Annotated in this window: 9 protein-coding genes; 1 reads left to right on the top strand and 8 read right to left on the bottom strand. The window is 63.5% G+C overall.

The window, feature by feature from the left end:
• Window positions 1-176: 176 nt before the first annotated feature.
• On the bottom strand, window positions 177-1982 hold the full coding sequence (locus JF66_RS08095) for an ABC transporter family substrate-binding protein (protein ID WP_035876890.1): 1806 nt from the start codon (window positions 1980-1982) through the stop codon (window positions 177-179).
• 50 nt (window positions 1983-2032) lie between these two features.
• Window positions 2033-3838 (bottom strand): ABC transporter ATP-binding protein, encoded by a 1806-nt coding sequence (locus tag JF66_RS08100; RefSeq protein ID WP_051973288.1) that lies wholly within the window; start codon window positions 3836-3838, stop codon window positions 2033-2035.
• A gap of 62 nt (window positions 3839-3900) precedes the next feature.
• Here JF66_RS08100 and JF66_RS08105 point away from each other — a divergent pair, with 62 nt between their 5' ends.
• Window positions 3901-4506 (top strand): PH domain-containing protein, encoded by a 606-nt coding sequence (locus JF66_RS08105; protein ID WP_035876892.1) that lies wholly within the window; start codon window positions 3901-3903, stop codon window positions 4504-4506.
• A gap of 14 nt (window positions 4507-4520) precedes the next feature.
• Here JF66_RS08105 and JF66_RS08110 read toward each other — a convergent pair whose 3' ends face one another.
• The 6 genes from JF66_RS08110 to JF66_RS08135 all read right to left on the bottom strand — a co-directional run.
• Complete coding sequence (locus JF66_RS08110) at window positions 4521-5546, bottom strand: ABC transporter permease (protein ID WP_035876894.1); 1026 nt, start codon at window positions 5544-5546, stop codon at window positions 4521-4523.
• Window positions 5547-7079 carry an ABC transporter permease gene (locus JF66_RS08115; protein WP_035876897.1) on the bottom strand — a complete coding sequence of 511 codons (1533 nt, stop codon included), beginning with the start codon at window positions 7077-7079 and terminating at the stop codon, window positions 5547-5549.
• Between the two features lie 87 nt (window positions 7080-7166).
• Window positions 7167-8906, bottom strand: a complete 1740-nt coding sequence (locus JF66_RS08120) for an ABC transporter family substrate-binding protein (RefSeq protein ID WP_369797970.1) — start codon at window positions 8904-8906, stop codon at window positions 7167-7169.
• Window positions 8907-9151: 245 nt separating this feature from the next.
• On the bottom strand, window positions 9152-10933 hold the full coding sequence (locus JF66_RS08125; RefSeq protein ID WP_035876904.1) for an ABC transporter ATP-binding protein: 1782 nt from the start codon (window positions 10931-10933) through the stop codon (window positions 9152-9154).
• Window positions 10930-11877 (bottom strand): ABC transporter permease, encoded by a 948-nt coding sequence (locus tag JF66_RS08130; RefSeq protein WP_035876906.1) that lies wholly within the window; start codon window positions 11875-11877, stop codon window positions 10930-10932. The genes JF66_RS08125 and JF66_RS08130 overlap by 4 nt, the downstream gene beginning before the upstream one ends.
• Window positions 11867-12749, bottom strand: an 883-nt coding sequence (locus JF66_RS08135) for an ABC transporter permease (RefSeq protein WP_035876908.1), incomplete at its 5' end; no start/stop codon positions are given. The genes JF66_RS08130 and JF66_RS08135, both read right to left, overlap by 11 nt.

Below are 12749 nucleotides of genomic sequence, written 5' to 3' on the forward strand. Positions count from 1 at the left end.
CTAGAGCATAGGTCGATTGCAGGTTCTGCACCAAGGATGCCGTCAAATTGCAGGAATACGTGCCCAACCTTAATGAGATCGAATTATTAGCATCAAATCGTTGCCGGTCTGTGACCCCACTCGACGCGTGCATCTGCTAGTGATGGGGTAGACAGCCCGCCGAAGCGGAGTCATGCTCAGCTACGAGCGTCGTCGACGGTCCAGTCAGGCAGATTCCACAGCACATTCGGCGCGAGAATCGACGGAGCGATGCCGGACACCCGATCCGCGTGAGCGTTTACAACCGGGAGATCGAAAAGCGGCATGCCGTAGGCGTTGTCCCACAGCAGCTTGTCGAGCTTCTCTTGAAGAGCCGCCTGGGTCTCGGGGTCCAGTTCAACGCCCAACTGCGCCGTGACGGCATCAACGTCGGCGTTGGAGAAGAAAGAGAAGTTGTTGGCCCCGTTGGTGCGAAAAGTTTCACTCGTAGCGGAGACCGCCAGCGACGGTGTCGACCAGCCGAACAGGGCCGCGTCATAGCTGTTGGAGACTCCGAGCAGATCGCGCCAGTCAGGATCACCGCAATCAGTGACGACGAAACCAGCCTGTGCGGCCGACTCCACGATCAGCTGGAATTCCTTGACCCTGCGGGGGTTGCTCGATTCATAGAGAATGCACACCGTGGGCGCGGCCATGCCCGCCGCCGCCAGGAGATCTCGAGCACCCGGTACGTCCACGTCACGGTAGGCCTTCGACCCGTTCTGTGTGACGGACTCACCATAGCCTCGGGTTCCGGGGACGAAGACCTGGGAGTTTCGAAGTGCCGCATCTGTTCCGGAGACCGGTGCGGCAAGTTCGTCGAGCATCTTCTGGCGGGGTACCACCTTCAAAAACGCCTGCCGGACTCGTGGGTCGGCGAATACGCCATTTCGTGAGTGCGCGGACTGCAGGTCGATGTGCTCGTACGTGCCATGCGATCCCGATGTGGACTCGATGCCCTCCAAGGCATCGAGAGCGCTCGTAACCGCCGGGGTCGCGGGTGTGGAGATCACGTCGACCTCGCCGGCGCCCAGCGCTTGTACGGCCGCGAGCGGATCTGCGATGTGGCGCATGATCACGGTCTCAATAGACGGCTTCCGGGCGCCGGTATAGTCGGGATTCGCTGTGAGAGTCACGGACTCCCCGGCCTCAACTCCGGAGATCGTATACGGCCCCGTGCTGACCAGGACCTCTGGATCCGTCGGCAGATCGGTGACGTTGAATCCGGAATTCCAGAACGAGGCGATCTTGGACAACGCGCCCACGTCACCGGAGGTGATGGCCGCCGTGACGGCGGACTTGGCCGCGTCGTCGTCGGTGAGTCCGAGAGCCTTCTTTCCCACGACATGTGAGGGCAGTGCGGCCGGAAAAACCAGTTGCCAGTCTGCGTATGGCGCCGAATAGACCATGGTGATGGAGCGATTGTCGTCGCCGACGACAGGCAGGTCATGAACAAGTCCCAGGCCAGAGTTCGGCTGGGCGCCAGAATCGAAATACACCGTGTCCGCCGGAAGTACGCCACTGATTTCGTGGGTTTCGGCGTCGGCAAGATCACCGGGAGCGTAGCCGGGAGTGTCGCGAGCCCGTGAATTGGCGACCCAATTGAGCAGCAGGTCTGCCGCGTCGACCGGCGTGCCATCCGACCACGTGACGCCCGCATTCACGGTGTACTTCACGGTGAGCGGGTCGCTGGCGACACGCTCGACGTGCCCGAATGACTCGTCCAGCACGAGCGCCGGCGTGTCGTCCACCGACAGGAACCAGTCGTTTGTCAGGGAACCGACTCCCAGATTAGCGGTCGAGTTTCCGTAGGTCGTCGCCGGATTCGTCGAGGTGAATGCATCGGCCTCAGCGACCGTGACCGTGGCGCCCTTATCCAATCCGGATTCGGCCGTCGAGGCCGTGCACCCGGTCAACAGCAGACCGACGGCAACGACCCAGGCAACCGTGGATCTGATTCTCATTGCTCAAAACCATACCCGGTGCGGGCTGGGAATTGAGGATCACTCGCGCGCTACTCCTTGGCGCCGGCCGCTAGAACGGTGCGTCGAAGCTCACGCCGGGCACGCTGCTCGACAGGATCCGGCAGAGGAACAGCCGCGAGCAGGCGCTGGGTGTACGGAGCTTTCGGGTAGCGCAGAATCTCGTCGCGCGTTCCGGTTTCCACGATGCGGCCGTGGTGCATCACCGCGATGCGATCCGCGAGCACGTCAATGACCGCCAGGTCATGCGTGATGAAGAGGCAGGCGAACTGCATCTCGATCTGCAGGGCCTGCATGAGATCGAGTACGCGGGCCTGCACCGAGACGTCCAGAGCGCTCGTGGGCTCGTCCGCAATGAGCACGCGAGGCTGGAGAGACAGCGCCCTTGCGATACCGACGCGCTGCTTTTGTCCCCCGGACAGCTCGTGGGGAAAGCGGCCGCGATAGTTGCGCGGCAGCTCGACGCTGTCGAGCAGTCGGTCGACCTCGGCGTTCAGGGCTGCACCACGCAACCCCTTCGCCAGACGCAGGGGTTCTCCGATGCTGTCCCCGATCGGCATTCTCGGGTTCAGCGAGGAGGAGGGATCCTGGAAGACGATACCCACGCTCTTGTGCAGGGTTCGAATCTCGTCCCGCGACGCTCGGGAGATATCCTGCCCGGCCACGACGAGTCGGCCGGACGTGATCGGCAGGAGTGCGATCGCCGCGCGTCCGAGGGTGGTCTTGCCCGAGCCTGACTCACCGACCAGCCCGAGAACTTCGCCCTGACGCACCGTGAGGGTGACCGAATCTGCCGCGCGAAAGGCGGGCACGCGCCCGTGCTTGGGGTACTCGATAGACACGTCCTCAAAGCTCACGACCACCTCACGGCTATCGAGCTCGGCGGCCGACGCGGCGGCGGCAGCCAGACGCTCGTTCACGTGAATGCGCTCGGACAGGGCTTCGCCCACGTTCGCATCGGAGCCCACGGCCAACGCCGCCGTCGTGTCGATCGTCTCGTCACCTCGCTGACCCAGGTGCGGCACGGCCTTCAGGAGTGCAATCGTGTAGGGATGCACGGGCGCTGTGAAGACCTGCTCCACGGTGCCGCGCTCGACAATCAGGCCACGGCGCATCACGGCGATGTCGTCCGCCAGATCGGCGACCACTCCCATGTCGTGGGTAATGAGCAGGATGGCGCTGTCGAGCCGGTCTCGCAGGCTGCGGAGCAGGTCGAGGATCTCGGCCTGCACGGTCACATCGAGCGCCGTGGTCGGTTCATCGGCGATCAGAAGTTGCGGGTCGCATGAGATGGACTGGGCGATCATCGCCCGCTGCAGTTGCCCGCCGGAGAGCTGATGCGGAAAGGAGTTGAAGGCCTTGGTGGGATCGGGCAGTTCCACCATTCCGAGAAGCTCGAGGGCGCGCACCTTCGCCTCGTGTGGAGACATTCCGAAGTGGGCGCGCAGGGTCTCCATGATCTGGAAGCCGATCGTGTAGACCGGGTTCAGCGCGGTCATCGGTTCCTGAAAGATCATCGCGATCTGTCCCCCGCGCACCTTGTGCATCTGGGCCGGCTTCAACCCCAGCAGTTCCCGCCCATCGAGCTTCGCGCTGCCGGTGATTCGGCTGTTCTCCGGGAGCAGGTCAAGGATGGCCATCGAACTGGCGCTCTTGCCCGAACCGGACTCCCCCACGATCGCGAGAACCTTGCCGCGTTCAATCGAATAGCTCAGCTTGATGGCCGCAGGGATCCAGACGTTGTCCACCCCGAAGTCCACGCTCAGGTCAGTGACCTCGAGCACGAGGGCGGACGTCTTCTTGGCCTCGGGCACCTGGCCGGTTGTCTGGTTCGTCATGCGATTCCGTTCCCTCGTTCGGTGGCTTGCACCGGGACTGCTGCAACTGCGACGATGTCGACATGACACCGGCAACGGACCCCGACACATACGTCTCGCGTTTCAATCGCACGCTCGCCGGAATCGTGGTGGCGCTCTGCGCGGTTTCGGCCGTCGCCCTGTCGCTCACCGGGCAGGAGCTGTTTCTCATTCCCACCGGTTTCATTGTGCTGCTCTGCTGGGTGTACCTGTGGGCGCCGTCCGTGTGCGTCAGCGACCGAGCGGTCACCGTACGGAATCCGCTGCGCACAATCGAGATTCCCTGGGCGGCACTCGTCCAGGTCGATACGAAGTTCTCGCTCACACTCTTCACCCCCGGGCGCCGGTGGCCGGTCTGGGTCGCACCCGCCCCGGGCCGGGGCACGGTGCGACGCGCGAACCGCGCCGGGGAATCCGTTGACCGTACGCGCTTCATGACCGTGGAACCGCGCCCCGGCGATCTGCCCGGAACAGAATCCGGTGACGCCGCTCAGCTCGTGCGCAACCGCTGGGACCGCCTGCAGGCCACGGGTGCGATCGAGGCGGGCGTTGCGGAGCAGACACCGGTGACGCTCATTCCGCACCGCACCATTGCGGCGCTCCTCGTGGTGTTCGCGGTGGGTAGCGCGGCCGCTATCCTGCTGGGGTGAGCCTCCGAACCTGCTCACAGCTTCTCGTCCTCGGGCTCGGGTTCGGGAATGCTTTCCTGCATCAACCGAAGCTTGAATCGGCGGTGCCGCGGATCGAAGGCGTCGCGCAGGCCATCACCGACGAAGTTCACGAATAGCGCGAGCGCCACGATGAACACGCCCGGCCACCAGAACAGCCACGGACGCGTCTGGAACGCCGATTGGTTGGAGCTGATCAGCAGCCCGAGCGACACGTCGGGTGAGCGGATGCCATAGCCAAGGTAGCTGAGGGCCGTCTCGAGCAGAATCGCCGACGCCATGATGAGCGTGGCGGAGACGATCACCACGCCCATGGCGTTGGGCAGAATGTGCTTGAAGATGATGCGTCGGTCGGATGCGCCGGCCACTCTGGCCGCCTCCACGAAGGCGCGCTCACGCAGGGAGAGAAACTCGCCGCGCACGAGCCTCGCGATCCCCATCCACGAGAAAAAGCCGAGCATAATCGCCAGCACCGGGGCGCCGAGGCCGCCGAACCAGTGCCCGACGACAGACCCGATCACGAGGGCGGGGATGACGATGAAGATGTCGGTGATGCGCATGAGCGTGGCATCAACCCAGCCGCGGTAATACCCCGCGACCGCACCGACGACCACGCCGAGGATCGTGGCGATGAGGCCGAGCACGACCATCACGAGGGCGGAGTTCTGGATCCCCCGCATCGTCATGGCGAAATAGTCCTTGCCGATGCGGTCCTGACCGAACGGGTGTTCCCCGAGTGTCACCCCGTCTCCACCGAGCCACGTCGGCACGAGCGACAGGGTGGGGTCTCCGCCGTTGACCTGTGGATTGAGTTCCCGATAGCCGTACTTCCACCAGCCCTGAATCGGTCCGACACCGATGGCCGAGATCGAGAACAGCACAATCACGACAATCACGATGACGGAGGTGACGGCAAAGCGGTTGGCGATAAACCGACGCCAGATCAGGCGCCCCTGGCTCACGGGTCGGGTACTTGGCAGGGCATCATCGGGCCTGACCACGGGTTCCAGTGAATTCGACATCTAGCGGATCCTCACCCTCGGGTCGAGACCGGCGTATGCGAGGTCGGCCAGAAAATTGAACAGGATGGCCATCGCGGCGATGACCAGAAAATAGCCCATGACCGGATTGACGTCGCCGCGTCGCAAGCCGGCATTGAACAGGTACCCCATGCCCGGAATGGCGAACACCGTTTCGGTGATGATGGCGCCGCCGAGGAGGGCTCCCACGTCGAAGGCGATCAAGGTCGTGATCGGGATGAGCATGTTGCGGAAGGCGTGGCGCATGATCACCGTGCGTTCCGGGATGCCTTTGGCTCGCGCGGTGCGCACGTAGTCGAGGCCGAGCACCTCGAGCATGCCGGCGCGGGAATATCTGGTGTAGCCGGCGAAGGAAATGAGCAGCAGGGCGATGGTGGGGAGGGCGAGGTGCGTATAGGTATCAAGCCCCATGAGCCACACGTCGCCCGACAGGCCGGGCGTTGAGGAGCCCACGGTCGCGAGCGGACGGCCATTCGTGGCATCGAAGAGCACACTCCACGACTGCATGAATCGGTCGAGCAGCACCACCCCGGCGGAGAGCACGGCCGTGATGACCCCAACCCGCATGTTCTGGCCCCGGTCGTACCCGCCCACCAGGAAGCCGCTGATGAGCCCGACGGCGATGGTGGCCGCGGCCAGGATCGCCAGCGTCGCCACGGATGAGACATCGAAGAGCGGCTGCAGCACGAAGTACGCGATGATGGCCAGCCCGCCGTTGATGCCCGCGGTGAGGAGGGCGCGGCGATTGTGCAGGCCGGCCGCGAGCACCGTCGTGGCGAGGGCGATCGCGGCCACGAGGATGGTCACCGTGATGGGGCCGAGACCGGGGTCGTGAAACCAATTCGTGGCGAGCATGATGAGCAGGATTCCGACCGTCAGGCCCCCGGAGAGGCCGAAGACGATCAGCCGACGCCGGCGGTCGCCGCCAATCAGCGATTGGAAAATAACCCCAACGATGATGCCGATGAGCGTGAGCGCGACACCGCTGATCACGGGATCGCGCAGAAAATCGTTGAACCCGATGGCCACGAACTCTTTGAGCAGCACGGCCACCAGGAAGGCGGGCAGTGAGTACAGGAAGAAGCTGATGAACGTCACGGTGTTGTCGAGCCCGCTGTACTGACGAAGCGCCGTGATGATGCCGATCATCACGCCGAGCACGATCGCGAGCACGAGGGCGAGGGTGACGAGCTGAACGGTCGAGGCGAGGGCCTGCGGCAGAATGTCGACCACAAGGGCATTGGAGATCGTGGAACCGAGGTCGCAGGAGTTCGCAAAAGGGATGACGCAGCGGGCGACGCCGCCGAGCCAGAGGACCCAGCGCAGCGGAGGCGGCACATCCAAGTTGAGGAGTTGAATCCTCGCATTGATCAGCTGCACCTTGTTGGGCGAGTTGCTCTCGCGAAGGTCCTGAAGCGGGTCGGCGGAATAGGCGACCATCATGTACATCAGGAACGAGGCCGCAACAAGAATGAGCACAGAGACGAGGAGCCGTCTCACGATGAAACTCACCATGGGTTCTTACCTCACTGCAGAATCAGCGGACGTAATCGGGTGTGGGCCGGGCCCCTTACGGGGACCCGACCCACTCGGTGACGAGTGTTATTTACTGACGGACCATTCCCAGAAGTTCCAGAAGGGTCCGGTCTGGTTGCCCATGTACTGCACGCCGTCGACGCGCTTGGACACGCCGAACACGCCGGGCAGCTGGAACAGGGGCAGGCCATAGCCGTCCGTGAACGTCTGCTTATCGATGTTCATCATCAGGCTCACGAGCTCATCGGGATCGAGCGTCGTCTGCGTCTTGAGCGCGTCCGCGTTGGTACCGGTGTAGTTGTTGTAGTTACCGCCGCCCTGACTGGAGAAAATCTGCGGGAGACCGCTGGTTCCCGCGCCCGGGCTGATCCAGCCGAAGAGGGAGGCGTCGTAGTCGCCGCCCGGCAACAGCTTGCTCCAGTCGGGTGACCCGGCGTCAGCAATCTTGAAGCCGGCCTTGGCCGCCGACTCCTGGATCGCCTGGAACTCGTCCACCCGGTTCGGGTTATTGGTGTTGTACAGGATGCGAATCGTCGGGGTCGCTCCGGCCAACAGCGTCTTCGCCCCCTCGATGTCGACATCAGCGTAGGCGCTCGATCCGTTGTTCTTCACCGAGTCCGCGTACGGCGCGTTTGCCGGAACCCAGAGCTGCGAATTGAGCACCTCACCATCGGGATTCACGGGGGTGACAATGGAGTCGAGAATCTGCTGCCTCGGGATGGTCTTCAGGAAGGCCTGGCGAACGCTCAGGTCGGCGAAGACCGCCGAACCGAAGTTCAGGTCGAGGTGGTCGTACGACAGCTGGTCGCCGGTGAGAACGTCGGCGCCGGAGTTCTTCAGGGCCGTGAGCGTGTCGGCGGACGCCTGCGGATTGATGATGTCCACCTCACCGTTCTGGAGGGCGGTCACCTGGGCGTTGGCATCGGGAATGATGCGGAAGATGACCTTGTCGACCTTCGGCGTCATCCCGCCCACGTAGAACGTGTTGCGCTCCATCGTGAGAGATTGTCCCGGAGTCCAGCCGGACACGACGAAGGCTCCACTCGAGACGAGGATGTCGGGGTCGGTCGGGAACGCCGTCGCGTCATAGCCGGTATTGACCCAGGAGGCGGCCGCCTGAAGGGTGGCGTCCGGGGCCGCCGGGGCCGCCGGATCTCCCTTGGGCAGGGATTTCAGGAGTGTGGTGAGGTCCGCGGCCGAGGCAAGGCCGGCCTTCTTGGCCACGATGTGCGCGGGCTGGGCGATGGGGTTGACCAGTTCCCAGTCCACGTAGGGCGTGCTGTATACGAGGGTGATGGACGTGTTGTCGTCGGACACCGTGGGGTACGCGGTGGCATCGAGGCCCGCGGTGCTGGCCGCGATCGTAAAGTACTGGGTTCCGCCGCTGACCTCGCCCGAGGTCTCGTCGAAGGTGGCGCTGTCGTAGTGGCCCGACCCGATGGCCCAGGCGAGCACCATGTCATCGGCCGTGACGGGCTCGCCGTCTGACCATTTGTCGTCTTTGTTCAGGGTGTATTTGACCGTCAGGGGGTCGTCGGACGTCTTCTCGAAGGTACCGAATTTTTCGTCGTGTACGATCTTGAACTCATTGTCGATGTAGGAGAATCCCGAGCCGTATGAGCCGTTGAGGTAGCCGACCTGGCCATTGGTATCGAGGTTGCCCTGGGGGGTTTGGGAGTTGAACGAGGTGAAGTCGTTGACGACGGCGACCGTGACCGTACCGCCGCTCGCGGCCGTGGAGGTCGATGTGCTTCCCGTCGTGGTGCATGCGGTCAGGGCGATCGCGGCGATGCCGACGATGGCCACCCCGCTGAGTGCTCTGCGGACAGATTTTCCTCTGACTGGCAATGTTCCTCCTTGCGAAGTGAACCCGACCTGGCGTTCGTAGCGCCTCAGTCGAGCGTGGATACGCTTGACACTAGAGAGGTAGCGCCACAAAAGCTAATAATTCCTCACATTCGTTACCGACCGGTAATCAAAACAGAGACGACGCGGGCAAGCGGCACACTGGGTGCCGCCCGTCCGCGCCGTCTGCGCGTTTTTCGCCCCGCTTAGAGGTCGCGCGCGCCGTTCAGAAGTCGCTCCGCCCGCCCGAACTCGAAATTCGCTCCGGGAATTGCCGCGAGCAGCTCCTGGGTGTACTCCTTCTGGGGGTTGTCGAACACGTCATCGGTGCTCGAGGCCTCCACGATCCGGCCCTTCTGCATGACGCACACGTTGTCCGCGACCAAGCGCACGACCGCCAGGTCATGCGTGATGAACAGGTAGGTGAGTCCCAGTTCTGCCTGCAGCTCGGTGAGGAGGGTGAGTACCTGACCTTGAACGAGCACGTCGAGGGCCGAGACGGCTTCGTCGAGCACGAGCACGTCGGGCTTGAGGGCGAGCGCGCGGGCGATCGCGATGCGCTGGCGCTGGCCGCCAGACAATTCGCTTGGATAGCGAAACTGAGTGGCCGCAGGAAGCGACACCTGATCGAGAAGTTCCAGCACGCGAGCCTGGCGTTCCTTCTTGCTGCCGATCTTGTGGGCCAGCAACGGCTCCGCAATCGTGTTGCCCACGTTGTACTGCGGATCCAGCGAGCCATACGGGTCTTGGAACACCGGCTGTACTCGACGGCGGAAGTTCAGGAGCTCCTTGCCCGTGAGACCGGCGACGTCCTGCCCGTCGAAGGAGATACTCCCGCTCGTGATCGTCTCGAGCTGGAGGATCAGCTTCGCCACTGTGGACTTGCCAGAACCGGACTCGCCCACAATCGCCGTGGTGGTGCCCTTCTTCACCCCGAACGAAACGTCGTTGACGGCCAGCAGTTCGTTGTACTTCAGCCCGCTCGTGCGGATGCGGTAGAGCTTGGAGATTCCCTGCACCGAGATGAGGGATTTGTCCGATGCTGCCTGCTCACGCACCGCCGCTCGGTTGATGAGCCCCGTATCGAGCGAGCCCGGTGAGTAAATCTCCGTGCTGGACCCTTCCGGGTGCTTCTTCGACTGGATCCGGCGGGACGCGAGGCTCGGTGCCGCGGCCACGAGGCGCTGGGTGTAGGGATGCTGCGGGTTGGCCAGAATCTCTTGCGACGGCCCCGACTCGACAACCTTGCCCTTGTACATCACCACGAGCTGCTCGGCCCGCTCCGCGGCCAGGCCGAGGTCGTGGGTGATGAACAGCACAGAGGTGCCATAGTCGCGCGTCAGGGTGCCGAGGTGGTCGAGGATCTGCCGCTGCACCGTCACGTCGAGCGCCGAGGTGGGCTCATCCGCGATCAGGAGCTTCGGACGGGCCGACAGTCCGATCCCGATCAGCACGCGCTGGCGCATGCCGCCGGAGAACTGGTGCGGATACTGCTTGAGGCGGTCCTGAGCATCGCTGAGTCCGGCCTCCTGCAGCACCTCGATGGTGCGCTTGCGCGCCGCCTTGCCCCGAAGGCCACTATTGGACTTGACGGCCTCCTCCACCTGATGGCCGATGTTCCAGACGGGGTTCAAGTTGCTCATCGGATCCTGAGGCACGTAGCCGATCTGTCGGCCACGAACGGCCTGCATTTCGGAGGCAGTCAGGGTCGTCAGATCGCGGCCCTCGAACAAAATCTGTCCGCCAGTCACCTGACCTGTGCCGGCCAGCAGCTGGATGATGGCCTGAGCCGTCGTGGTCTTGCCTGATCCGGACTCCCCAACGATTGCGAGGGTCTGTCCGGGGTACAGAGTGAGGCTGACACCGCGCACGGCAGGCACGATGCCCCGCTGGGTGCGGAATCCAACCTCGAGGTCCTTGATCTCAAGGAGAGGTGCGGAGTCGGTGGACGAGATGTGGTTCACGTTTTCGGTCGCTAACTGGGTCATCGGCGTGCCCTCGCCTGGGGGTCAAGTGCGTCGCGGAGCACATCACCGAGCATGAGGAACGCCAGCACGGTCAGGGACAGTGCGATCGAGGGGTACAGCAGCACCTGTGGACTCGTGCGAATGGAGGTCTGCGCTTCACCGATGTCGCGGCCCCAGGACATCGTGCCCGGGCCCAGGCCGATGCCCAGGAACGACAGCGTAGCCTCCGCAACGATGAACGTGCCGAGGGAAACTGTCGCGATCACGATCACGGGGGCGATCGCGTTGGGAACCACGTGCCGCACCAGGATCTTGAACTTCGACACTCCGAGCGCAACCGACGCGACGACGTAGTCCGAGTTGCGTGCGGTCAGCACGGCACCGCGCATGATGCGGGCGACCTGCGGCCACGCGAAGATCGAGATGACCAGCGCGATCACCACCGGTGTGCGGTCGGGCAACACCGAGAGCAGCACGATGGCGCCCAGCACGGTGGGAACGGCGAAGAAGATGTCGCCGATTCGTGACACGATGCCGTCGAGGAAACCGCCGTAGTAACCGGCAAGGGCTCCCACGATAATGCCGAACAGGGTCACGATCGCCGCAGCGAGCATTCCGACGGTCACGGAGGCTCCGGTACCGTGGATGATTCTCGAGTACACATCGCAGCCCTGGAAGGTGAATCCGAGCGGATGGCCGGACTGCGGCGATCCGTTGCTGTCCGAAAGCTGGCACTGGGTCGGTGAGACCGACGCGAAGAGGGTGGGGAAGAGCGCCACCAGGACAATCAGCAGGATCAGTCCGGAGGAGATCCAGAAAGTGGGCCGGCGACGCATTGATTCCCACGCGTCAGCCCAGGTGCTGCGGGCTTTCGCTGTTTCGTCGAGGCGGTCAACGGCAACCAACGGGGTGTCTTCGAGCGTTGCAACGAAGTGCGGTTGCGTGCTCTGGTTCTTATTTGGCATAGCGGATCCTTGGGTCCAGAGCTGCGTACAGCAGATCGACGAGCAGGTTGGCGAGGACGAAGATCACGACCATGACAGCGATGAAGGAGACCACGGTCGGTCCCTCGCCCAGGCGAATGGCCTTGAAGACCGTGCCGCCTACTCCGTTGATGTTGAAGATTCCCTCGGTGACGATGGCCCCGACCATGAGCGATCCAATGTCGACCCCGAGAAAGGTGATCACGGGAACGAGAGAGTTACGCAGCACGTGCACAGTGACAACACGAGGGCGCGAGATGCCCTTCGCCGTTGCCGTGCGCACGAAGTCGGCGTTGAGGTTGTCGGACACGCTCGCCCGGGTGAGGCGCACAATGTAGGCAAACGACACGGATGCCAGCACCAGCGCTGGCAAGATCAGTTCGTCGATCGGAGCGGCCCCGCTCACGGTGGTGCGGGCCCAGCCGAGCTGAACGCCAAACACAAATTGCAGCACAAAGCCAATCACGAAGGTCGGCACGCTGATCAGCAGCAGGCTCACGACAAGGGCGCTCGCATCGAACAGCTTGCCCTTGCGGAGACCAGCGACGAGACCGACGAGGACGCCGAAGAATGCTTCAAAGACGAGGGCAAGCATGGCCAGACGTGCCGTGATCGGAAATGCCGAGGCCATGACATCGGAGACGGATCGGCCCGAGTAGGTGGTGCCGAGGTCACCCTGGAAGAAGTTGCCGATGTAGAGCAGGTACTGCATGATGAACGGTTTGTCGAGGTTGTACTCCGCGCGAATCTGGGCAATGACGGCCGGCGACGGGGGACGCTCGCCATAGAGGGCAGCGATGGGGTCTCCCGGAAGAGAGAAAACCATGAAGTAGATCAGGAACGTGGCGCCGAAA

The sequence above is a fragment of the Cryobacterium sp. MLB-32 genome (assembly GCF_000738085.1).
Taxonomy (GTDB): domain Bacteria; phylum Actinomycetota; class Actinomycetes; order Actinomycetales; family Microbacteriaceae; genus Cryobacterium.